The 21969-nt window shown below is 68.3% G+C and carries 21 protein-coding genes and 1 tRNA gene; 12 read left to right on the top strand and 10 right to left on the bottom strand.

Translation table 11 applies throughout. The features are described from left to right. The first annotated feature begins 3 nt into the window (after positions 1 to 3). Complete coding sequence (locus QE360_RS05770; protein WP_307101871.1) at positions 4 to 693, top strand: Crp/Fnr family transcriptional regulator; 690 nt, start codon at positions 4 to 6, stop codon at positions 691 to 693. A gap of 1 nt (position 694) precedes the next feature. Here QE360_RS05770 and QE360_RS05775 read toward each other — a convergent pair whose 3' ends face one another. Together QE360_RS05775 and katG are read right to left on the bottom strand one after the other, a co-directional pair. Then, complete coding sequence (locus QE360_RS05775) at positions 695 to 1042, bottom strand: DUF393 domain-containing protein (protein ID WP_309699971.1); 348 nt, start codon at positions 1040 to 1042, stop codon at positions 695 to 697. 59 nt (positions 1043 to 1101) lie between these two features. Beyond that, entirely contained in the window at positions 1102 to 3363 is a 2262-nt protein-coding gene (gene katG / locus QE360_RS05780) for a catalase/peroxidase HPI (protein ID WP_309699973.1), read from the bottom strand. A gap of 314 nt (positions 3364 to 3677) precedes the next feature. On the opposite strand from katG, the gene QE360_RS05785 reads away from it, so the two are divergent. Continuing rightward, the gene (locus tag QE360_RS05785) at positions 3678 to 4619 is read left to right on the top strand and encodes an FAD-dependent oxidoreductase (protein WP_309699975.1); all 942 of its coding nucleotides are present in this window, start codon (positions 3678 to 3680) and stop codon (positions 4617 to 4619) included. A gap of 33 nt (positions 4620 to 4652) precedes the next feature. On the opposite strand, the gene clpS is transcribed toward QE360_RS05785, so the two are convergent. The 4 genes from clpS to QE360_RS05805 all read right to left on the bottom strand — a co-directional run bounded on the left by clpS (position 4653) and on the right by QE360_RS05805 (position 10784). After that, a complete protein-coding gene (clpS, locus tag QE360_RS05790; protein ID WP_307104689.1) occupies positions 4653 to 5009 on the bottom strand; it encodes an ATP-dependent Clp protease adapter ClpS in 357 nt (118 codons plus the stop codon). A gap of 114 nt (positions 5010 to 5123) precedes the next feature. Then, positions 5124 to 8417, bottom strand: coding sequence for an error-prone DNA polymerase (locus tag QE360_RS05795; protein ID WP_309699977.1), 3294 nt, complete (start codon positions 8415 to 8417; stop codon positions 5124 to 5126). Between the two features lie 161 nt (positions 8418 to 8578). Further along, on the bottom strand, positions 8579 to 10132 hold the full coding sequence (locus tag QE360_RS05800; protein WP_309699979.1) for a DNA polymerase Y family protein: 1554 nt from the start codon (positions 10130 to 10132) through the stop codon (positions 8579 to 8581). Then, positions 10023 to 10784, bottom strand: a complete 762-nt coding sequence (locus QE360_RS05805) for a hypothetical protein (RefSeq protein ID WP_309699981.1) — start codon at positions 10782 to 10784, stop codon at positions 10023 to 10025. The genes QE360_RS05800 and QE360_RS05805 overlap by 110 nt, the downstream gene beginning before the upstream one ends. Positions 10785 to 10915: 131 nt before the next feature. Between QE360_RS05805 and QE360_RS05810 the strand changes: the two genes are divergently transcribed. Next, a tRNA-Gly gene (locus QE360_RS05810) sits at positions 10916 to 10990 on the top strand. Positions 10991 to 11185: 195 nt separating this feature from the next. Continuing rightward, a complete protein-coding gene (locus QE360_RS05815; protein WP_309699982.1) occupies positions 11186 to 11668 on the top strand; it encodes a GNAT family N-acetyltransferase in 483 nt (160 codons plus the stop codon). Here QE360_RS05815 and QE360_RS05820 read toward each other — a convergent pair whose 3' ends face one another. Then, positions 11669 to 12418, bottom strand: a complete 750-nt coding sequence (locus tag QE360_RS05820) for an SDR family NAD(P)-dependent oxidoreductase (RefSeq protein ID WP_309699985.1) — start codon at positions 12416 to 12418, stop codon at positions 11669 to 11671. Positions 12419 to 12567: 149 nt separating this feature from the next. Here QE360_RS05820 and QE360_RS05825 point away from each other — a divergent pair, with 149 nt between their 5' ends. From QE360_RS05825 to ribA, 6 genes are all read left to right on the top strand, one after another. Next, positions 12568 to 13239, top strand: a complete 672-nt coding sequence (locus QE360_RS05825; protein ID WP_309699987.1) for a DsbA family oxidoreductase — start codon at positions 12568 to 12570, stop codon at positions 13237 to 13239. A gap of 21 nt (positions 13240 to 13260) precedes the next feature. After that, positions 13261 to 13722 (top strand): peptide-methionine (R)-S-oxide reductase MsrB, encoded by a 462-nt coding sequence (gene msrB / locus QE360_RS05830; RefSeq protein ID WP_309699989.1) that lies wholly within the window; start codon positions 13261 to 13263, stop codon positions 13720 to 13722. A gap of 111 nt (positions 13723 to 13833) precedes the next feature. Beyond that, a complete protein-coding gene (locus QE360_RS05835) occupies positions 13834 to 15228 on the top strand; it encodes a carbohydrate porin (protein ID WP_309699991.1) in 1395 nt (464 codons plus the stop codon). Positions 15229 to 15295: 67 nt separating this feature from the next. Beyond that, positions 15296 to 15928, top strand: a complete 633-nt coding sequence (locus QE360_RS05840; protein ID WP_309699993.1) for an outer membrane lipoprotein carrier protein LolA — start codon at positions 15296 to 15298, stop codon at positions 15926 to 15928. Positions 15929 to 16243: 315 nt separating this feature from the next. After that, complete coding sequence (locus QE360_RS05845) at positions 16244 to 17080, top strand: exodeoxyribonuclease III (RefSeq protein WP_309699995.1); 837 nt, start codon at positions 16244 to 16246, stop codon at positions 17078 to 17080. Beyond that, positions 17077 to 18126 (top strand): GTP cyclohydrolase II, encoded by a 1050-nt coding sequence (gene ribA, locus QE360_RS05850; protein WP_309699997.1) that lies wholly within the window; start codon positions 17077 to 17079, stop codon positions 18124 to 18126. Before QE360_RS05845 ends, ribA begins: the two co-directional genes overlap by 4 nt. Before the next feature lie 207 nt (positions 18127 to 18333). On the opposite strand, the gene QE360_RS05855 is transcribed toward ribA, so the two are convergent. After that, positions 18334 to 19002, bottom strand: coding sequence for an HAD family phosphatase (locus QE360_RS05855; protein ID WP_309691373.1), 669 nt, complete (start codon positions 19000 to 19002; stop codon positions 18334 to 18336). Next, on the bottom strand, positions 18999 to 19658 hold the full coding sequence (locus tag QE360_RS05860) for a YggS family pyridoxal phosphate-dependent enzyme (RefSeq protein ID WP_309699999.1): 660 nt from the start codon (positions 19656 to 19658) through the stop codon (positions 18999 to 19001). Before QE360_RS05860 ends, QE360_RS05855 begins: the two co-directional genes overlap by 4 nt. 22 nt (positions 19659 to 19680) lie before the next feature. Between QE360_RS05860 and QE360_RS05865 the strand changes: the two genes are divergently transcribed. Further along, entirely contained in the window at positions 19681 to 20190 is a 510-nt protein-coding gene (locus tag QE360_RS05865; protein ID WP_309700001.1) for a thiamine phosphate synthase, read from the top strand. Positions 20191 to 20605: 415 nt separating this feature from the next. Here QE360_RS05865 and QE360_RS05870 read toward each other — a convergent pair whose 3' ends face one another. Further along, complete coding sequence (locus QE360_RS05870) at positions 20606 to 21313, bottom strand: hypothetical protein (RefSeq protein WP_307101835.1); 708 nt, start codon at positions 21311 to 21313, stop codon at positions 20606 to 20608. Positions 21314 to 21532: 219 nt separating this feature from the next. Between QE360_RS05870 and QE360_RS05875 the strand changes: the two genes are divergently transcribed. Beyond that, positions 21533 to 21967, top strand: coding sequence for a DUF3576 domain-containing protein (locus tag QE360_RS05875; protein ID WP_307101833.1), 435 nt, complete (start codon positions 21533 to 21535; stop codon positions 21965 to 21967). The last annotated feature ends 2 nt before the right edge of the window (positions 21968 to 21969 follow it).

Consider the following 21969-nt stretch of genomic DNA (forward strand, 5'->3'; position numbering starts at 1 on the left):
ACGTTGACCCCGGCGGAACGCCAGACCCTGGCGCGTCTGGAAGAGCGGCCCCGGTCGATCAAGCGCGGCGGCGTGCTGATGGACGAACAGGCGCGCAGCGAAGAATTGTACATCGTCCAGCAGGGCATGCTGATGTGCTATGTCCTGCTCGACGACGGCAGTCGCCAGATCGTGCGCTTCCTGTTTCCCGGCGACCTCTTCGCGCTGTCGACCCTGGTCTATGGCCGGTCGCCCGATACGATCGTGGCGGTGTCGAACGCGGTCGTCTGTTCGTTCGACCGGACGCTGGTCACCTCCATCGCCGCCGAGCATCCCCGGCTGCTCAGCCTGTTCCTGGTCCTCAACCAGATCGAGCGGGTCATCACCACCGACCGGCTGGCGGGGCTGGGCCGCACCACGGCGCGCGCGCGGGTCGCGACGCTGCTCCTGTCGCTGCGCGCGCAGATGCGCCAGGCGGGGATCGATGTCTCCACCTCCTTCACGCTGGGGCTGACCCAGGAGGAGATGGGCGATGCGATCGGGCTGACCGCCGTGCACGTCAACCGGATGCTGCGGCAGCTGGAGGATGAGGGGCTGATCAGGCGCGAGGGCGGCCGGGTGTTCCTGCTCGCCGAGCAGCGGCTGGTGCGCGAGGCGGGCTATGTCGACCGGTTCGAGGGGCTGGACCTGAGCTGGCTGCCCCCCGGCCGATAGATCAGCCGCGCCCGCCCGCCAGCCGTTGCAGACGCGGGCGGACCTTCAGGAAGCGCAGATAGGCCGCCTCCAGCACCCCCAGCGCGACCCGATTGCGCGCGGCGAGCCCCAGCGGGCGCAGCAACGGGATGGCCCGCCACATCGCGGCAAAGGCCGCCGCGCCCGACAGCATCCGCCCATCCTCGCGCGCATGAAAACGGGCGAGCAATGCCTCGCGGTCGATCGGACAGGACGAATCTTCGTCGATCGCGACGAACGCGATCCGCCCGCGCCGGTCGAGCCGCCGCATCATCGCGATCTCGCGACGGCACAGCGGACAGGCGGCGTCGTACCAGACGGTCAGGCTCATGCGATCCTCGCCTCGGTGGACGGCGGCGGCCCCGACCTGTCCGGAGCCGCCGCCTGCCATCAGAAAAGATCGGCGGTCATCACCTTGTTCCACACCGCGATGAAGTCGCGGACGAAACGGCGCTGGCCGTCCTCGGCGGCATAGACCTCGGCGATGTTGCGCAGCTGCGAATTGGCGCCGAAGATCAGGTCGTTGCGCGTCGCGGTGAATCGCGTCTCGCCACTGTCGCGGTCGTCGAGCGTGAAGCGCAGCCCGGCATCGTCGCGCCGGGTCCAGACATAGTCCATGCTGGTCAGGACGCGGAAAAAGTCATTGGTCAGCACGCCCACCCGGTCGGTGAACAGCCCGTCCTGCGACCCGTCCCAATTGGCCCCCAGCACCCGCAGGCCACCCGCCAGCACGACCCATTCGGGGGCGCTGAGCGTCAGCAGCGCCGCCTTGTCGAGGAACAGTTGCTCGGGCGACACACGGCCCCGGGTGATCGTCGCGAACTGATCGTCGACATAGTTGCGGAAGCCGTCGACCACGGGCTTGAGCCATTCGAAGCTGTCCGCGTCGGTCAGTTCGTCGGTGGTGTCGCGCCGTCCCGCGCCGAACGGCACCGCCTCGGCGAAGCCGGCATCGGCCGCCGCCTTTTCGACCGCCGCGCAACCGCCCAGCACGATCAGGTCGGCCAGCGACACGCGCTTGCCGTCCATCGCCGCCTCGTTGAACGCCGCCATCAACTCCCGGAGTTTGGCGATCACGGGCACGGTGCGGCGATTGACCGCCCAGTCCTTTTGCGGGGCCAGCGCGATTCGCGCGCCATTGGCGCCGCCCCGCTTGTCGCTGTCGCGATAGGTGACGGCCGCGGAAAAGGCGGTGAAGACCAGGTCCGACACCGACAGGCCCGAATCCAGGATCTGCTGCTTGAGCTGCGCGATCTCGGCCCCGTCGATCAGCGGATGGTCGCGGACCGGAATCGGGTCCTGCCACAGCAGGTCGGGCTCGATCGTCACCTCGGGCCCGACATAGCGTTCGCGCGGGCCCATGTCGCGGTGGGTCAGCTTGTACCAGGCCTTGGAGAATTGCTCGGTGAAATAGTCGAAATCGGCCAGGAACCGCTCGCAGATCGGGCGATAGACGGGGTCGACCTTCAGCGCGATGTCGCTGGTCATCATCATCAGCTTATGGGTCTTGCCCTCGATGTGCGCATCGGGGGTGCGCGGCGCGTCACCGTCGACCGGCGTCCATTGCAGCGCGCCCGCCGGACTGCGCGTCTGTTCCCATTCCAGGCCCAGCAGATTTTCCAGATAGCTGTTGTCCCACTGGGTCGGGTTCTGGGTCCAGCTGCCCTCGATGCCGTTGGTCATCGTGAACTCGGCATTGCCGGTGCCTTCGGGATTGTGCCAGCCCAGCCCCATCTCCTCGATCGGGGCGATTTCGGGCGGCGCGCCGATCCGGTCGGCCTTCACCATGCCATGGCTCTTGCCAAAGGCATGGCCGCCCGCGATCAGCGCCACCGTCTCCTCGTCGTTCATCGCCATCCGGGTGAAGGTGATGCGGATGTCGCGCGCCGAAGCCATCGGATCGCCGTTCGCATAGGGGCCTTCGGGGTTCACATAGATGAGCGACTGGTGCGAGGCGGCCAGCGGCTGTTCCAGGTCGTAATCGGCGTCGCCATTCTGCCCGCGCCACCGCTTGTCGCGATTGACCATCTCGTCGAACGAATCGACCTGGGTCATGTCGAAGACCTCCGGCCCCCAATAGGCCGCATCGTCGGCCTCCCACGCATCCTCGCGCCCGCCGCCGAAGCCATAGGTGGGCAGCCCCATGATCTCGAGCGCGCAATTGCCGGTCAGGACGATCAGATCGGCCCAGGACAGCGCCGCGCCATATTTCTGCTTGATCGGCCAGAGCAGGCGACGCGACTTGTCGACATTGCCATTGTCCCACCAGCTGTTGATCGGCGCGAAACGCTGCATCGCCTCACCCGCGCCGCCGCGTCCGTCGGCGATGCGATAGCTGCCCGCCGAGTGCCAGGACATGCGGATCATCTGCGGTCCGTAATTGCCATAATCGGACGGCCACCAGGCGACCGAGCTGGTCAGGAACTGCTTGATCTCGGCCTTCAGCGCCTCGAAATCGATCCGGGCAAAGGCGGCGCGATAGTCGAACGCCTCGCCCAGCGGATTGGCACGCGGGCCATGGCGGTGAAGCTGCTCGACGCGCAGGCGATTGGGATACCAGTCCGCCAGCATCGGCGGGGTGGTGAAGGCACCGCCGATCCGGTCCCCGCCAAAGGGGCACTTGCCTTCGAGAACCGTCTTATAGTCTTCCATGCCTTGGCCTCATGCGTGTCGGAGCGGGAAAGAAAATCACTGAAACACAGCGACATGCTGGCAAGATGAAGGTCAGTCCCCATCCCCGCCATGCGATGGCGCCGGCGGCATGTCGTCCCCGACCGGCGGACGAGCCCGCCGATCTTCGCGCGCAACAACGTCGCGATGGAGCGGTCGATCCTTTCGTGCGGGCGGTGGCGTTTAAAAAAATCATCATGGATCAAGTCTGTTGCTTGCGCCGCTGATGCGGATCATTTGCGGTCGCGATGCGTAACCGCATGGAGTCCGTGCGAGCGGGCAGGCTGCGATGGAGAATGGCGACGATGCGATCGATGGCGATCATCGGGGCGGGCATGGCCGGGCTGTCCTGCGCCGCGCGGGCCGCAGAGGCGGGATGCGACGTCCGGCTGTTCGACAAGGGACGCCGCCCCGGCGGCCGCCTGTCGAGCAAGACGGTTTTCGCCCCAGGGCTCGACTTCGCCTTCGATTACGGCGCGCAATATCTGACCGCGCGCGATCCGCTTTTCACGGCCCAGGTCGCCGACTGGGAAAAAGCGGGAATCGTGGCGCGCTGGCCCGCCGCCGGGGCGGATGCCTGGGTCGGCACGCCCGCCATGGCGACGATCCCGGCGCATATGGCCGGGGCGCATCCGGTCCGCTGGTCGACCCATATCCGATCGGTCGCGCGCGACGCGGCGGGCTGGACGCTGGTCCATGACGAAGGCTGCGAAGGACCGTTCGACGCGCTGGTGCTGGCGATCCCGGCCGAACAGGTCGGCCCGCTGATCGCCGCGCACGACCCCGGACTGGCGCAGCGCGCGGCCGCCTGCCCTTCGGCGCCCTGCTGGACGGTGATGCTGGGGTTCGACACGCGGCTGTCGGTGGCGGACGTGCCCGCCCTTCGCGAGCCGATCGACTGGGCGGCGCGCAACCCCGCCAAGCCGGGGCATGGCGGCGGCGAGGCCTGGACGATCCACGCGACCGAGGACTGGTCGCGACGCCATCTGGAGCGTGATGCCGCCTCGGTTACCGCGTCGCTGTTGCGCGCTTTCGAGGAGCAGACGGGATCATTGCCGCCGCCGGTCCATGCCGCGGCGCATCGCTGGCGCTATGCCCGTTCGGCCAAGGGCGGGACGGGCGCGCATGTCCGGCCCGATATCGCGCTGGCGGCGTGCGGCGACTGGCTGATCGCGCCGCGCGTGGAGAGCGCCTGGATGTCCGGTCGGCAGGCGGCGGACGGTCTGTCGTCGGGATAGCGAGCGGGGGGCATCCCCCTCACCCGCGAATGGTCACGCCTTTTCGAGCGTGCACTGAAGCGGATGCTGGTTGGCGCGCGCGAAGTCGATGACCTGCGCCACCTTCGTCTCGGCGACTTCGTAGGAGAAGACACCGCACACCCCGACCCCGCGCTGGTGCACGTGCAGCATCACGCGGGTCGCATCGTCCATGCTCATCCGGAAAAACCGCTGAAGGCACAGCACGACGAATTCCATCGGGGTATAGTCGTCGTTGAGCATCAGCACCCGGTAGGGCGTCGGCTGCTTGGTCCGCGCGCGGGTGCGGGTCGCGACGCCCAGGCCGGAACCGTCATCGTCGCCATGATCGGGGCCCTGGCCGGGCCCGCGCCCCGGCCCATTGCCGGTCATCCCCGAAGGCGGGGTGAGGAGATCGTTGTTCAGGGCCATGATGAGGTAAAATATGGCATGGCGGGGGGTGGGCACAAGTCCTTCGGCGGGTCGCCGTCGCAGAAATTGCCGCCTTCAATGAAAATCGCGTGAGCGGGGGAGCAGGCGGACGTCGCGCGGATGCACCCCGCGCGGCGCGACCGGCCCGCGCGGATCGGGCGAGCGGGTCGGCGCAGCGGGCACATCCTCCAGCCGGGCGAGCATCGCGCTGCGATCTTCGACACCGGCGGTCATCAGATGGACGACGCCCTCCTCGCTGCGCTGGACCACGCCGTGAAGCAGCATCAACCGCGAGGCCATCACCGCGCGCCGATTCGCCTCGAAATCACGCGCCCAGAGCAGCGCGTTGACGATTCCCGTCTCGTCCTCGATCGTGACGAAGATCGCATGGCCCTTGCCGGGCCGCTGGCGGACCAGCACCACCCCCGCCACCTTCGCCCGCCGCCCGTCGCGCAGATTGCGGAGGTCGGCGGCGGACAGCACCCCCTCCGCCGCCAGTTCGGCGCGCAGGAACGCCATCGGATGCCCCTTCAGTGACAGCCGGGTCGCGCGGTAATCGGCGCTGACCTGTTCGGACAGCGTCATGGGGGGCAGCGTCACCTCCGGTTCGGCGGCCATTTCGGGGGCCTGCATCGCGGCGAACAGCGGCAGTTGCGCCGCCTTCATCCGCCGCGCCTCCCACTGCCCCTCGCGCCGCCCCTGCCCCAGCGAGCGATAGGCGTCCCCCTGTGCCAGCAGGTCGAGCGCACGGCGGGGAAGCTGTGCGCGGATCGCGACCGATTCGATGGATTCGTAAGGGGCATGGTCGGCGATGGCGTCGCCCCAGGCTTCGCGAAACCCGTCGACCTGCCGGAACCCCAGCCGCAGCGCGAAACGACCGTCCGCGCGCCGCTCCAGCCGATTGTCCCAGCCGCTGTGATTCACATCGACCGGCCGCACCTCGACCCCGCCATTCTCGCGCGCGTCGCGGACCAGCTGCGCGGGGGCATAGAATCCCATGGGCTGGGCGTTGAGCAGCGCGCAGGTGAAGATCGCGGGCTGATGGCATTTCAGCCAGGCCGAGACATAGACCAGCCGCGCGAAGGACAGCGCATGGCTCTCGGGAAAGCCATAGGAGCCGAATCCCTCGATCTGCTTGAAACACCGCTCGGCAAAGTCGGGTTCGTATCCGCGCCGGACCATGCCGCCGATCATCTTTTCGCGGAAGCCCTTGATGGTCCCGACATTGCGGAACGTGGCCATGGCGCGGCGCAGGCCATTGGCCTCGTCCGGCGTGAATCCCGCCGCCGTGATGGCCAGCTTCATCGCCTGTTCCTGGAACAGCGGCACGCCATAGGTCTTGCCGAGCAGCGTCCGCAATTCGTCCGCCGGGCCTTTGGTCGGGGACGGATAGCTGACCGGCTCCTTGCCCGCGCGGCGGCGCAGATAGGGATGGACCATGTCCCCCTCGATCGGCCCCGGCCGGACGATCGCGACCTGTACCACCAGGTCGTAGAATTCCTTCGGCTTCAACCGGGGCAGCATGTTGATCTGGGCGCGGCTCTCCACCTGGAACACGCCGATGCTGTCCCCCTTTTGCAGCATCGCGTAGACGCGATCATCCTCCTCCTGCGCCAGATCGGTGAGGTCGGGGCGAGGCATCCCATTGGCCTCCATCAGGTCGAACGCCTTGCGGATGCAGGTCAGCATGCCCAGCGCCAATATGTCGACCTTCATGATCTTCAGCTCGTCGATATCGTCCTTGTCCCATTCGATGAAGGTCCGCCCCTCCATCGCGCCGTTATGGATCGGCACCGTTTCGTCGAGCCTTCCTTGCGTCAGCACGAAGCCGCCGACATGCTGCGACAAATGGCGCGGCGCGCCCAGCAGCCGGTCGACCAGGGTGCGCAGCCGGGCGATCTCCGGATTGTCGGGGGAAAAGCCGGTTTCATGGAACCGCTTTTCCTCGAACTGTCTGGAAAAGCTGCCCCAGACGGTGCTGGTCAGCCTTTGCGTCACATCCTCGGTCAGGCCCAGCGCGCGGCCGACCTCGCGCACCGTGCTGCGCGGGCGGTAATGGATGACGGTCGCGGCGATGGCGGCGCGGTGACGGCCATAGCGGTTGTAGATATACTCGATCACCTCCTCGCGCCGCTCATGTTCGAAATCGATGTCGATATCGGGCGGCTCCTTGCGCTCGGTCGACACGAAGCGGGAAAAGAGCAGGTCGTGCTTGGTCGGATCGACCGAGGTCACCCCCAGGATCCAGCAGACCGCCGAATTCGCCGCCGACCCCCGCCCCTGACAAAGGATGGGCGGCGTCAGGCTGCGCGCATGGCGCACCACGTCATGGACGGTCAGGAAATAATGGGCGTATTGGCAGTCGCGGATCAACCTGAGTTCCTCGGTCAAGGAAGCCTGCAACTTGGCCGGGATACCCTCCGGGAATCGATCCGCCGCCTCGGTCCAGACCAGATGGTCCAGCCAGTCCTGCGCCTCCCATCCCTTTGGCACCGGCTCATCGGGATATTGGTAGGAGATGTGCTCCAGCCGGAATGTGATCCGGTCGAGGATCGCGATACTCTCGTCCACCGCCCCCGGACGATCGGCGAAGAGCCGTGCCATTTCGGCGGCGGGCTTCAGGTGTCGCTCGGCATTGGCCGCGAGCCGTCGCCCAGCGCCACGGATAGTCAGCCCCTCGCGGATACAGGTCAGTATATCCTGTACCGGACGGTCGGCGGGTTCGGCGAACAGCGCATCGGCGGTCGCGAGCAGGGGCACGCCCCGCGCCTCGGCCAGCGCCGCCTGTGCCATCAGCCGCCGCCGGTCCGCGCCCCCTCTCGGCATGGTCACGCCCAGCCACACCCGCCCCGGCGCCGCCGCGACAAGCCGGTCGAGCGTCGCCGCCAGCCCTGGATCGGCACGCCGGGGCGGCAGCATCGCATCCGGCATCGGCTCGCAGGCGCGCGCGGAGGATTCCGGCAGCGCGATCAGCAGCAGATCCTGGGCATGGCGGACCAGATCGCCCAGCCCCAGGATGCAGCCGCCTTTCCTCGCGCGCTTGTTGCCCAGGGTGAGCAACCGGGTCAGCCGCCCCCAGCCGGTACGGTCGACCGGATAGGCGACGATGTCGGGCGTGCCGTCCGCAAAGACCAGCCGCGCGCCGACGACCAGGGTCGGCGGCGGGGGTGCGCCGATCTCCGCCGCTGACGCGCAGGCCTTTCGCCAAGCTTTGAGGGCGCGCACGACTCCAGCGACGGTGTTGCGATCGACGATGCCGATGCCGTTGAGGCCCAACTCATAGGCTCGGGCCACCATATCCTCGGCCGGACTCGCCCCGTCGAGAAAGGAATAATGCGTCGCCGCGACCAGTTCGGCGAAGTCGGGCATTTATCCTTTTCCTCCCCTGCAAGGGGAGGGGGACCATGCGCAGCATGGTGGAGGGGTGTCGCCGCCAACGAGGCGGGGGAAGCTCACCACCGGGGACACCCCTCCGTCAGCGCTATGCGCTGCCACCTCCCCTTGCAGGGGAGGAATTGGAATGGGGCTCCTCACGCGAACAGCCCGTGCACATACCAGCGCGGCCGCTCGGTCTCGCTGTAGAGGCCGTGGCGGAAGATCCAGAAGCGCCGCCCGCGCACATCCTCCACCCGGTAATAGTCGCGGGTCGGCGGCGCCATGTCGGCGCGGCGCCACCATTCGCCCGCGATCCGCTCGGGCCCTTCCGCGCGCGCCACATCGTGCAGCTTGCGCCGCCAGCGAAAGCGCGCGGGCGGGCCGTCGGGCGTTTCGGCGGCGAGCGACTCGATCGGCTGGGGCGGATCGAACAGGTGGATGGGGCGCGACGGCGGCTCGCCCGGCTCGGGCCGGGTCCATTCGGCCCTGGGTGTCGGGTCGGTCGCGGGGAGCAGCAATTCGGCCTGTTCGGGCATATGGCTGTCGCGCGGATGGATTCGCCGCACCCGCTCGCGCCCAAGCCTTGTGCCCAGCCGGTCGATCAGCGCGGCGACCGCCTCGGTCCTGGCCTCGCCCCCCTCCAGCCGCAGCTGCACCGCGTCCAGCTTCTCGGCCAGCCCCACATCCAGCCGGATCAGGTCATAGCCGAAACCGGGGTCGAGCGGATCGGCCAGCGCCTCGATCCGCTCGCGGAACAGCCGCAGCAGCACCGCCGGGTCGCGCGTCGGCTGCCCGGTCTCGACGCGTAAGGCCTGCACCTCGCCATCGGCACGGAACAGCCGCGCGTCCCAGCGGCGGCCGCCCTCATGCCGCTCTTCCAGCGCGCGCGCCGCCTCTCCCGCCAGTTCCTCCAGCACCGCCAGCATATGCTCGGTCCGCGCCACCGGCTCGGCAAAGCGGCGCTCCACCGCGATCGGGGTCGCGACGACGCGCGGGGTCAGCGGGCTGTCTTCCTCACCGGTCAGCCGTCGGAGCGCGGTGGCCGCCTCGCGCCCGAATCGCGCGGCGATCGTCGCCATCGGCCGCGCCAGCACATCGCCGACCGACTTCAGCCCCGCCGCGACCAGCGCCGCACAGCCATCCTCGTCCAGTTCCAGCGCGGCGACGGGCAGGCGGCGGATCGCGCCCATCTCGTCCGGGGCGGGCGCCCCCGCATGCCGCGCCAGCGCACGCGCCGCCTCGGGCGTGTCGCCATAAGCCAGCCGCACGGTGATGCCGCGCCTGGCCATCCGCGTCTCGATATCCTCGGCCAGCCCGCGCTCGCCGCCGAACAGGTGGTCCGCTCCGCCCGAATCGAGCACCAGCCCCTGTGGCGGGTCGAGCGCCACCGCCGGGCTGTACCGCCGCGCGCCCTCGGCCAGCCGTTCCAGCCAGTCGGCGTCCGCCGCCGGATCATAGGGATACACCTCGACCTCGGGCACCCGCGCGCGCGCATCGGCCAGCGTCAGCCCGACCGACAGCCCCGCCGCCACCGCCGCCGGGTCGAGCGCGGCCAGGCGCATCGCCCCGCCCACCGATTCGGCAAAGGCGATCGGCGCGTCACCCCGCGCCACGAACAGGTGCGGGCGGCGTGCCCGCAACCGCTCGATCGGCAACCAGGGGAAGACGAGGGCCAGATAGCGGCGCGGGATCGAAGCTCTGCGTGTCACGGTTCCACTCCACACGCCACCGGGCGCCCGCGGGCCCTCCCCGTCGGCGCAGCAATTCCAGATCATAGGCGGGCGCCCCCGGCGCATCGGCGGCGAGCGCGCGCGACGGGGCGGGCGCGACCGACCAGCGGGTCGCGGCCGCGCTGGGCACGACCTGCCCGCCCACCCGCAACAGGATCATCATCACGCCCGAGGCTTCGGCGGCCAGCATCAACCGGCGCGAAGCGGTGAGGTCGAGCCCGCGCATCGCCCCCCAGCCCTCGGCGATGACACTGCCCAGCCCCGGACAGCGTGCGCCATCGGCGGCGGCGCGGAGCAGCGCGGCATCGTCGGCGACCACCACCACGACCAGTTCGGCGGGGTCGAGCCCCATCGCGATCAGCCCCGGCCCATGGAGTCGCCCGCCCTGCCGCTCCGCCGCCTCGGTGCGCAGCCACAGGGTCGGCCGCGCCGCGCCGGCCAGCACGCATCCGATCGCGAACCCTGCGCCGCTGGCCGCCGATTCCTGGGAAAGCGCATGAACCTCATGGAGTTGCGCCCGCGCCAGCCGGGGTGGCACGCCTTTTCCTTTCCCCTCTTCGCCGTCACGCGCCTGCTCCACCAGCGCGGCCGCGCGGCGCAGACGATCGATCAGGGCAAAGGACTCCTCCATATATGTTCTTGTAATGTTCTGTTGGCGGAGTCGCCAGCCGTAAAAAAATTGAAAAAAGTGCTTGCCGGATTCGAAACCCACATCTAATAGCCCGCCTCACCCCAGCCGGTCAGCCGGTTCGGAACGCCAGAGCGGGCGTAGCTCAGGGGTAGAGCACAACCTTGCCAAGGTTGGGGTCGAGGGTTCGAATCCCTTCGCCCGCTCCAGCGATCTCTCGGAAGAGATCGCCTTCGTCGTCAGCGACGGTCCCATAAAATCTCACATCATCTGCATGTCGCGCCTTGTATGAAAGCGCCAATCTGCCGCGACGTTCAGCGGTCGAAAGCGGCTTCTTCCCTCGCTCGGGGACCATGGCCGCCATATCGCGCGACCTGATCGTCATTCGGCCTTAGATCCGCCCCATGCCGATTCGCCCCGCCACCCGCACCGACGCCTCCGCCATCGCCGCGATCATCCTGCCGGTGATCCGCGCGGGCGAGACCTATGCGCTCGACCCCGCCATGTCCGAGGAGGCCGCGCTCGCTTACTGGTTCGGCGAGGACAAGACGGTCTTCGTCGCGGAGGAGGATGGTGCGATCCTCGGCACCTATTATCTGCGCGCCAATCAGGCGGGCGGCGGGGATCATGTCGCCAATGCGGGCTATATGACCGCCCCGGCCGCGCGCGGCAAAGGCGTCGCGCGGGCGATGGCGCTCCATTCCTTTGACGAAGCCCGCGCGCGCGGCTTCACCGCGATGCAGTTCAACTTCGTGGTCGCCAGCAACGCCGCCGCCGTGCATCTGTGGACCGCGCTGGGCTTTGCCACGGTCGGCCGGGTGCCGGGGGCGTTCCGGCACCCGGCGCTGGGGCCGGTGGAGGCGCTGGTCATGCACCGGCCGTTATAATCAGCTCTCGCGCGCGACCTGGAAGCCCGCAAAGGACTGGCTGACCGGCATCAGTTCCAGCCGGTTGATGTTGAGATGCGGCGGCAATTCGGCGACCCAGAGCAATGTCGCGGCGATATCCTCGCCCGTCATCGGGTTGGACCCGGCATAGAGCGCGTCCGACGCCGCCTGGTCGCCGCCGGTGCGGACCGTGGTGAACTCGGTCTCGACCATGCCCGGCTCGATCGAGGTGACGCGCACCCCCTTGCCGTGCAGGTCGGCGCGCAGGTTGAGCGAGAATTGCTTCACGAACGCCTTGGTCCCGCCATAGACGTTGCCGCCCGTATAGGGATAGTTCGCCGCCACCGAGGACAGGTTGATGATCCCCCCGCGCCGTTCGATCAGCCGGGGCAGCAGCCGGTGGGTGATGGTGATCAGCCCGTCGATATTGGTCGCGATCATCGTCCGCCACTGGGCCAGGTCGCTGTCCTGGGCGGGCTTCGTGCCCAGCGCCAGCCCGGCATTGTTGATCAGCAGGTCGATCCCGGCAAAGTCAGGCGGCAGGTCGCCCAGCGCGGCGTCGAGCGCCGCCTCGTCGGTGATGTCGAAGGCGAGCGGATGGAAGGCCCCGCCCAGTTCCTCCGCCAGCGCCTGGAGCCGGTCCGCCCGGCGCCCGGTGCCGATCACCCGCCAGCCGCTCGCGACGAACGCACGCGCGGCGCTGGCGCCGATTCCGGCGGTGGCGCCGGTGATAAGGGCTGTCTTGGTCATGCAGTCATCTCCTTGGAGCAGGCCGGTGTCGTAGCGGCTGCGACCCGTCGATGGCAAAGACCCGCCAGGGGCTTTGCGTTCCGCCCCCCTTTCGAAGCCGGATGGCATCCCCACATAAGGGCCCTTCCCGCCCGCCATCAGGACCGCCCATGCCCCGCCCCCTCCGGATCGATTTCGTCTCCGACATCTCCTGCCCCTGGTGCATCATCGGCCTGCGCGGGCTGGAGATCGCACTGGAGCGGCTGGCGGACTCGTCGGGCGCGGCGGTCGAGGTCGATCTGCACTTCCAGCCGTTCGAGCTGAATCCCGCCATGGCGCCCGAGGGCGAGAATATCGTCGAGCATATCGGCCGCAAATATGGCGCCACCCCCGAACAGTCGGCGGCCAACCGCGCGACGATCCGCGAGCGCGCGGCGGCGGTGGGCTTCACCATGGCGATGGGCGACACGTCGCGAATCTATAACAGCTTCGATGCGCACCGCCTGCTCCACTGGGCGGGGATCGAAGGGCGACAGGCCGCGCTGAAGCACGCGCTGTTCGACAGCTATTTCACGCAGGGACAGGATATTTCGGATCACGAGATCCTGGCCGCCGCCGCCGTCCGTGCCGGTCTGTCCGAGGACGAGGCGCGCGCGATCCTGGCCTCCGACCGCTATGCCGCCGAGGTGCGCGAGGCGGAGCGGTTGTGGCAGGGGCGCGGCATCCAGTCGGTGCCCGCCATCGTGATCGACAACCGCTATCTCATCTCGGGCGGACAGCCGCCCGAATCCTTCGAGCAGGCGCTGCGCCAGATCCTGGCCGCCGAACCTGCCGACGCCTGAATTTTTGGGAAAGGACACGCCATGACCGACACCCGTTACGCCAAGACCGAGGAAGCCCTGGCCAGGCTGACGCCCGAGCAATATTATGTGACCCAGCAGAGCGGCACCGAGCGCCCCGGCACCGGCGAATATCTCCACACCCGCGAGCCGGGCCTGTATGTCGACATCGTTTCGGGCGAGCCGCTGTTCGCCTCCGCCGACAAGTTCAATTCGCATTGCGGCTGGCCCAGCTTCACCCGGCCGATCGAGCCCGCCCATGTCAACGAGCTGCGCGACACCACGCACGGCATGATCCGCACCGAGGTCCGCTCGGCGCATGGCGACAGCCATCTGGGCCATGTCTTCCCCGATGGTCCGCGCGATCGCGGCGGCCTGCGCTACTGCATCAACTCGGCCTCGCTGCGCTTCGTGCCGCTCGGCGAGATGGAGGCGCAGGGGTATGGCGACTATGTCGACCAGGTCCGCGCGGCGGAGCAGGGCTGACCCGATCCTCCCCGGAACGGGGAGGATTGACGTTTACGGCACCTTTTGCCCCCCGGATCGTTAGGCCCACGCAACGATAAGTCTTGGAAAACGGGGGGCTATAGGATGGCGATGATCTGGGGATGGGCGCCGTTGCTGCTCGCGGCCCCGCTGTCGCCGCAGCAGACCACCGACCCCGTCCCCACCGCCGCGCGCATCACGCCCGATGCCGCCACCGGCGATACGCAGCGAATCCCGACCCGCCGCCGCGCGGTCCGCCCCTCCGACAGCGCGCCCTCCGCGATCACCGCCGATACGCGCCGCACTCCGCCGCCGGGGATCATCGGCGATTGGCACAAGATCCGCACGCGGCTGAACGAGCGCGGCATCACCGTCACCGCGCGCTATGCCTCCGAAAGTGCCGCGAACCTGACCGGCGGGCGCAAGACGCTGTTCCGCGAAACCGGGCAGTTCGATGCGGGCGCGCTGTTCGATCTGGAAAAGGTGATGGGGCTGAAGGGCGGGGCGTTCCAGGCCACCCTCACCTATCGGCGCGGCCGCAACCTGAGCGACGACGCCAATCTCGGCACGCTGCAACAGGTGCAGGAGGTCTATGGTCGCGGCCAGACGCTGCGCCTGACCCAGTTCTGGTACGAGCAGCGGATCGGCGAACGGTTCGAGCTGAAGCTGGGCCGCACCAATCCGGGCGAGGATTTCGCCATCTTCTCCTGCCATTTCATGAATCTCAGCTTCTGCGGCGCACAGCCGGGCAATCTGGTCGGCGACACTTGGCAGAACTGGCCGGTCAGCCAGTGGGGCGCGCGGCTGCGCTACGAACCGCGCGACGATCTGTATGTCCAGGGCGCGGTCTATGAGATCAATCCGCGCAACCTGGATACCGACTTCTTCATCGGCCATTTCAAGGGCGCGACCGGCGTGCTGGTCCCCGCCGAGATCGGCTGGATCCGCAACCCGACCGCCGGGCGGATCGGGTCGTACAAGCTGGGCGGCTGGGTCGCGACGGCGGATGCGGCAGACGTCTTCCTGGACATCGACCGTCGTCCGATCGCGATCACCGGCCTGGCCCCGCTGGAACGGAGCAGCCGCTACGGCGTCTATATCAACATCCAGCAGCAACTGACCGGCGCGACCAAGGACGGAAAGGCGGACAACGGCCTCAGCGTCTTCCTCAACGCGACCCAGGCCGACCGCGCAACCAGCGTCACCGACAATCAGGTCGCGGCGGGCCTGTTCTACAAGGGGCTGGTCCCCGCCGTGCCGGGCGACGTGCTGGGCTTCGGCGTGGCGCGGACGCATGTGAACGGGCGGGTGGCGGACGGCCAGCGGCTCGATCCCACCCGGCCCGCCGTGCAGGGATCGGAATATGCCGCCGAGGTCTATTATAGCATCCACCCCGCCGAATGGCTGGAGATGCGGCCCAACGTCCAGTTCGTCCACCATCCGGGCGGCTATTCGCAGGCCGACGACGTCACCATATTGGGGCTGAAGGCTGCCTTTACGCTGTAACACCCGCGATTCACGACCCGTTCAATAGACGGCGCGCAAGGACAGGCGTGCCCAAAGGAGTGTTTTGATGATCCGTTCGATTGTGGCGTCCGCCCTGCTGGCGCCGACCGCCATGGCGATGGTCGCCGCCCCCGTCCCCGCGCTGGCCCAGGCCAATGGCGACCTGGCGGCGGTGCAGCGCCACCTGCAATCGGTGCAGACGATGACCGCCGACTTCACCCAGACCGACCGCGCGGGCAAGGTGCTGACCGGCACGCTGACCATGAAGAAGCCGGGCAAGATTCGTTTCCAGTATGAAAAGGGCGTGCCCCTGCTGATCGTCGCCGATGGCGGCGCGCTGACCTTCATCGATTATTCGGTCAGGCAGGTGCAGCGCTGGCCGATCAAGAACTCCCCGCTGGGTGTGCTGCTCGACCCCAGCCGCGACATCGGCCGTTATGCCAAGGTGGTCCCCAGCGCCGATCCCCGCCTGCTCTCGGTCGAGGCGAACGACCCCAAGCATCCCGAATATGGCAAGATCACCCTGGTCTTCGCACGCGACGCCGCCGCGCCGGGCGGGCTGATGATGCAGGGCTGGGTCGCGCTCGACAGCCAGAACAACCGGACCACGATTCGCCTGTCCAACCAGCGCTTCGGCGTGCCGGTGGACGACAAGGCGTTCCGATTCAACGACCCGCGGAGAGCGGCGGCGCGAAACTGAACGGTCGCGGACTATTTCATTCATCCAGGCGACAGGTTTCCTGTCCTATCAGGGCCTTGCGGTTGAGGGGTGTTCGAGATTCCCCCCTGTTGCTCGGACAGGCACCCTCATCCCGCCTGCGTGACGAACGCTAGGTCGGCCCTCGCTCCATGCCCCCGGAGCGGGGGCCTTTCTTTTTGACGCCCCCCATTCCTCCCCTGCAAGGGGAGGTGGCAGGCCGGCAGGCCTGACGGAGGGGTGTCACCCTATCGAGAGCGGGACACCCCTCCGACGCGCGATGCGCGCCACCTCCCCTTGCAGGGGAGGAATGGGGGAATGGGGGATCGGGTAATCTTGTCTCCCCCCCCTGCCCCCGCTACATCGGCGCTCGTGAAGATCGCCTCCTGGAACATCAATTCGGTGCGCTTCCGCGCCGCCATCGTCGAGCAATTCCTGACGGAAGCCGCACCCGACGTGCTGTGTCTTCAGGAGACGAAGGTCGTCGACGACGACTTCCCGTTCGATCTGTTCCGCTCGCTCGGCTATGAGCACATCATCATCCACGGCCAGCGGATGCACCACGGCGTCGCGATCGTGGCCCGTGTCCCCATCACCGAGGACGACCGCCTCGACTGGCAGGCCAATGCCGAGGCGCGGCATGTCGGCATCCGCCTGCCGAACGGCGTGCGGCTGGAGAATGTCTATATCCCGGCGGGCGGCGACGTGCCCGACCGCGAAGTGAATCCGAAATTCGGCCAGAAGCTCGATTTCCTCGGCCGCATGATCGACTGGTCGGGCAAGCTCGACTGTCCCACCATCCTGACCGGCGACTTCAACATCGCGCCGCTCGAATCGGACGTGTGGAGCCACAAGCAGCTGCTCGACGTGGTCAGCCATACCCCCATCGAGGTCGAGACGCTGGCGCGGTTGCAGGCGTCGAACGACTGGGTCGATCTGGGCCGCCACTTCGTCCCCGCGCCCGAGCGGCTCTATACCTGGTGGAGCTACCGTGCGAAGGACTGGGCGGCGTCGGATCGCGGGCGGCGGCTGGACCATATGTGGGCGACGCGCGACGTGGCCGAGAAGGCGGTGTCGCATCGGGTGTTCGAGGGGTGCCGCAGCTGGCTGAAACCCTCCGACCATATCCCGATCATGACGGAATTCGATTTTTGAGCGCTGATGCCAAGGCCGCCGCGCGCGCGATCGACGCGCTGCGCCGGGGCTGGCCGATCGCGATTGCGGGCCAGCCGCTGCTCGCGGTCGAGACGGCCGATCCGTTGCGGCTGGCCGCCTTTGATCCGGGGGCCCGCGCGCCGGTGCTGATCTCGGCGGGGCGGGCCGCGACGCTGAAGCTGACCAACCAGCTCGACGCCGCCGATCCCGACGCCGCGGTGCTGGTCGAGCGCGCGCCGTGGATCGACTTCGCCGCCGCCACCGCGCTCGCCGATCCGCAGTTCGACCTCGCGACCCCGCTCAAGGGCCCCTATCGCGCGCTGCCCCTGCCCGATCCGGCGGTCGCGGCGGCGGCGGTGCGATTCGCGCGCATCGCAGGGATGCTGCCCGCCTTCTTCGTCGGCGGGACCGGGGTCGAGGCCGAGCTGTCACTCGCCGATATCGCCGCGCATGAGAATGCCGAGGCGCTGGCCATCGCCACCCGCGCGCGGCTGCCCGTCGCGGGCGCCGAGAATGCCGAGATCGTCGCCTTCCGCTCGCCCCATGCGGCGGGCGAGCATGTCGCCCTGCAGATCGGCCAGCCCAATGGACAGCCGCCTTTGGTGCGCCTGCACAGCGAATGCCTGACCGGCGACGTGCTGGGCAGCCTGAAATGCGATTGCGGGCCGCAGCTCCATGCCGCGATCCAGGCCATTGCCGAGGCAGGCTGGGGCATCCTGCTCTATCTGCGGCAGGAAGGGCGCGGGATCGGGCTGGTCAACAAGCTGCGCGCCTATCAGCTTCAGGATCAGGGTTTCGACACGGTCGACGCCAATACCCGGCTGGGCTTCGCGATCGACGCGCGCGATTTCGGGGTGGCGGCGCGGATGCTGACCCTGATGGGGCAGGACCAGGTGCGGCTGCTGACCAACAACCCGGCCAAGGTCGCGGGGCTGGAAGCGGCGGGGGTGCGCGTGATCGAGCGCGTCGCGCACAGCCTGCCGCCCAATCCGCACAACGAACGCTATCTGGCGACCAAGCGCGACCGGACCGGGCACCAGCTCTGATATGTGTCCCCCCGGCGCAGGCTGGGGCCTTTCGAGCAAGGTGGGTGCGGGGCGCGGACGATCCCAGCTTTTGCGGGGCTGATGTCACCAGCCTCCGTTCAGCCTGAGCGAAGTCGAAGGCCATGGGCCGACCTTACGGCACGGTGCAGGGCGTGCACTTCGACTTCGCTCAGTGCGAACGGAGGGCAGGAAAACGGGACGGCCGGTTCAGAACCCCAGTTCGCGCCGCACATCGGCATAATCCTGCGCGATCGCCGCGACGCCGATCTCGCGCAGCCGCTGGTCGTGGCCGATACCGCAATGCGTCCCCATGCACATGCCGATGACATGGCCGCCGCTGGCCACCGCGCCGGTCGCGCCGACGGGGGAGTCCTCTAGGATCGCGCAATCCTCGATCCGCACGCCCAGCCGGTCGGCGGCAAAGAGATACAGGTCGGGCGCGGGCTTGCCGCGCGTCACATGCTCGCGCCCGCTATAGACATGGTCGCCGAACGCTTCGCGCAGGCCCAGATGGCGCAAGTGCCGGTCGAGCCAGACGGTCGGGCTGGACGACACCACCGCGCGTGGGAAATCGGCGGGCAGCGAGCGGACGAAATCGACCGCCCCCGCGATCGCCGCCACACCCTCTTCCATCGCACGGACATCCTCGACGCGGCGCGCTTCGTAAAAGGCCTCGGGCAGCGTGTGGCCGATCCGCGCCTCGATCGTCGCGACGAAGTCCTTCCCCGCCAGCCCCATATAATGGTGCATCGCCTCTTCGGGCGTATGCGGGTGGCCATTGGCGGTCAGCCATTCGGCGAGGTGGCGATTGCCCTCATATTCGCTGTCGATCAGGACGCCGTCGAAATCGAACAGCAGCGCGGCGAAGCGGCTCATCCGCGTGCTCCGAACAGCGCGCTGCCGACCCGGACATGGGTGGCGCCCAGCATCGCGGCGACCTCATAATCCTCGGACATGCCCATGCTGAGCTTTGCCAGCCCCAGCTCGCGCGCCATCTTGGCGAGCAGCGCGAAATAGGGCGCGGCGTCCAGCCCGTGCGGCGGGATCGCCATCAACCCGACGATCGGCAGCCCGGCGGCGCGCGCCGTCTCCAGCATGGCGGGGGCCTCCGCGATGGTGCAGCCGCCCTTCTGCTCCTCCTCGCCGATATTGACCTGAAGGAAACAGTCGGGCCGCCGCCCGCTCTTCTCCATCGCCTCGGCCAGCGCGGCGATCAGCGAGGGGCGGTCGACGGTGTGGATCGCATCGAACAGCGCGACCGCGTCACCGGCCTTGTTCGACTGGAGCTGGCCGATCAGATGGAGTTCGACGCCCGCATAATCGTCGCGCAGCGCGGGCCATTTGGCCGCCGCCTCCTGCACGCGATTCTCGCCGAAGACACGGTGGCCGGCATCCAGCAGCGGGCGGATCGTGTCGGCATCATGCGTCTTGGACACCGCGATCAGCGTCGGGCTGGGGTGATCGCCCAGCTTCGCGGCACGCTGGAGCTGGGTGGAGACGGTGGAGAGGCGGGAAACGCTATCGTCGGTCATGCCCCGCGCTATAGTGCCCGCAATGGCCGACCGATACCCCGAGACATGGCTGATGACCGACGAGCGATTGGGGGACGGGCTGTGGTCCGCCTTGCGGCGGCTACCGCCGGGATCGGGGGTGGTCTTTCGCCACCATGCCACGCCCCCGGCCGCGCGGCGGGCAATTCATCGGCGGGTGTTCCGAATCGCGCGCGCGCGCGGGCTGCTCCTGCTGGTGGCGGGCGGTGGCCTGCCCGGCGACGGAGTGCACAAGCGCGGCCGGGGTCCGGGTCTGCGGAGCTGGCCCGCGCATGACCGGGCGGAGGCGGTCGCGGGATGGAAGGCCGGGGCCGACCTGTTGTTCGTATCGCCGCTATTCCCCACCCGCTCGCATCCCGGCGCGCCGAGTCTGGGTCTGCCACGCGCCGCGCGGATCGGGCGGGGGCTGGATCTTCCCCGAATCGCGCTGGGCGGGATGACGGCGAAACGCTTCCGCCGGTTGCGCGGGCGATTCGAGGGTTGGGCCGCGATCGACGCCTGGGTTGTGGTTTAACGCAGCGAGCCCCTTCACCACATGATCGTCATCCCAGCGAAGGCTGGGATCTTTGGCGATGATCCATTGTGGCTTTCAGATTTGGTTCGCGCAGAGGCGCAGAGGACGCGGAGAGAAGGGCATCCCTCTCATTCCCATTTGCAGGGCAGAGAATAACGCGTCGTCCGAAGCGTCGACGGGACAGCCAATCCGAAGATCCCAGCCTTCGCTGGGATGACGAACTGGGGCCGATCACCATTCAGCGCTGCCTGTTCTTCCCTCACCCCTCGCAGAGGGGAGAGGGTTGCGCAGACTTGGCCTTTGCGCAGCAAAGGCTTAGTCGGAGCTGGGTGAGGGGTGGGCTCGCTTAGCGAGTGGCGAGCCGGTCAGACCTAGAGAGACGCGTCGGAACTGCTCGCTACCAAGCGGTTCGCGCTTAGAAGCGGAAGGCAGTACCCAGATACACCGCCTGGCTGTTGCGGCGATCGTCGTCGAGTCGCGCCAGACGCTCACGATCCGAGCGATAACGAACACCCGCCGTCACATCGAGATTGCGCGTCAGCGAATAGGACCCGCCCATGTCGAGCGAATAGCTGGACGGCATGTCGACCAGCTTGGCCGTCGCGTCGATCGGGCGATCGGTCGACGCCTTCACCCGGCCGGTGAAGCGATTCGCGGTATAGCTGACCGCGACATCGGCGCTCTCGCGGCTGCCCGGCATGCCCGCCAGGTCGACGCGAGTCACGTCACCCGACACCGCCAGCCGCTTCCAGCCGACCGCGACGCCCAGATTGTAGGAGATCGGCGCCAGGCCGACCGTCGGCGCGGTGTTGGCCGCGATCCGCTCGTCATTGGTGCGGCTGGTCCGGGCACGCACCGCGACGGTCACCGCACGGCTGACGCCGCGCTGGCTTTCCGCCGGGGTGAAGCGCAGGTCGCCCGCGTCGAGCCCGCTCTTGGCGAACAGCGCCGCCAGCCGGGGATCGGCCGCCGCCGGCGTGAAGCCGCCGCTGGCGCGCAGCGACAGGCTGCGCTTGATGGGCTTGCCCCCCTGCTCCACCGCGCCGATGGCGGGCGCGACCAGAGCCGTCGTGGCGGCGAGCGCCCCGATAGCAATTCCGATCACCACACGCCCGAACGACACGGTCCACCCCTTTATGGAAACCCCTTTGTAGGGATCGTCCTAACATGAAAAGGCAGGTGAGCGATCCCATTGTTACGCCCCCATGGGCGAATCTTGTCCGACTGTTGCGCACGATCCACAGAATCGGGGAAACGCCGCCCATCGTCCGGGCGCTTGCCGGGGTGGCGGGGCCCCTGTAGAGGCTATAGCCAACCCTTATTCCCAGTCAGGACAATGCCGATGCTTCGCCGTTCCGCCACCGCGTTCGCGGTTATCGCCGCCCTGTCGCTCGGCGCCTGTGCCGGCAAGAAGGATCGCCCGCAGGCCGATCTGGCCGCGTCGAAGGTCACGACGATCGGCGTCAATTCCTATCTGTGGCGCGCCAGCCTCGACACGCTCAGCTTCATGCCGCTGGCCGAAACCGACTCGAACGGCGGCGTGATCGTCACCGACTGGTATATCAACCCGCAGGTCCCGACCGAGCGGATGAAGGTCACCGTCACCATCCTCGACCAGGATCTGCGCGCCGACGCGCTGCGTGTCACCGCACTGCGTGAGGTGAACCGCGGCGGCCAGTGGGTCGAGGCGCCCGTCCAGGCCGCAACCATCCAGAAGCTGGAAGACATCATCCTGACCAAGGCGCGCGACCTGCGCCGTGCGTCGATCACGAACTGATA

The organism is Sphingomonas sp. SORGH_AS_0789 (assembly GCF_031453055.1).
Classification (GTDB): Bacteria; Pseudomonadota; Alphaproteobacteria; order Sphingomonadales; family Sphingomonadaceae; genus Sphingomonas.

Coding starts and splice junctions, on each gene's coding strand:
- QE360_RS05840 (WP_309699993.1), top strand. CDS start 15,296: ATGATCCGTTCGATTGTGGCGTCCGCCCTGCTGGCGCCGACCGCCATG.
- QE360_RS05855 (WP_309691373.1), bottom strand. CDS start 19,002: ATGAGCCGCTTCGCCGCGCTGCTGTTCGATTTCGACGGCGTCCTGATC.
- QE360_RS05785 (WP_309699975.1), top strand. CDS start 3,678: ATGGCGACGATGCGATCGATGGCGATCATCGGGGCGGGCATGGCCGGG.
- katG (WP_309699973.1), bottom strand. CDS start 3,363: ATGGAAGACTATAAGACGGTTCTCGAAGGCAAGTGCCCCTTTGGCGGG.
- QE360_RS05815 (WP_309699982.1), top strand. CDS start 11,186: ATGCCGATTCGCCCCGCCACCCGCACCGACGCCTCCGCCATCGCCGCG.
- QE360_RS05845 (WP_309699995.1), top strand. CDS start 16,244: ATGGGGGATCGGGTAATCTTGTCTCCCCCCCCTGCCCCCGCTACATCG.
- QE360_RS05820 (WP_309699985.1), bottom strand. CDS start 12,418: ATGACCAAGACAGCCCTTATCACCGGCGCCACCGCCGGAATCGGCGCC.
- QE360_RS05795 (WP_309699977.1), bottom strand. CDS start 8,417: ATGCCCGACTTCGCCGAACTGGTCGCGGCGACGCATTATTCCTTTCTC.
- QE360_RS05865 (WP_309700001.1), top strand. CDS start 19,681: ATGGCCGACCGATACCCCGAGACATGGCTGATGACCGACGAGCGATTG.
- QE360_RS05805 (WP_309699981.1), bottom strand. CDS start 10,784: ATGGAGGAGTCCTTTGCCCTGATCGATCGTCTGCGCCGCGCGGCCGCG.
- clpS (WP_307104689.1), bottom strand. CDS start 5,009: ATGACCGGCAATGGGCCGGGGCGCGGGCCCGGCCAGGGCCCCGATCAT.
- msrB (WP_309699989.1), top strand. CDS start 13,261: ATGACCGACACCCGTTACGCCAAGACCGAGGAAGCCCTGGCCAGGCTG.
- QE360_RS05875 (WP_307101833.1), top strand. CDS start 21,533: ATGCTTCGCCGTTCCGCCACCGCGTTCGCGGTTATCGCCGCCCTGTCG.
- QE360_RS05860 (WP_309699999.1), bottom strand. CDS start 19,658: ATGACCGACGATAGCGTTTCCCGCCTCTCCACCGTCTCCACCCAGCTC.
- QE360_RS05825 (WP_309699987.1), top strand. CDS start 12,568: ATGCCCCGCCCCCTCCGGATCGATTTCGTCTCCGACATCTCCTGCCCC.
- QE360_RS05775 (WP_309699971.1), bottom strand. CDS start 1,042: ATGAGCCTGACCGTCTGGTACGACGCCGCCTGTCCGCTGTGCCGTCGC.
- QE360_RS05835 (WP_309699991.1), top strand. CDS start 13,834: ATGATCTGGGGATGGGCGCCGTTGCTGCTCGCGGCCCCGCTGTCGCCG.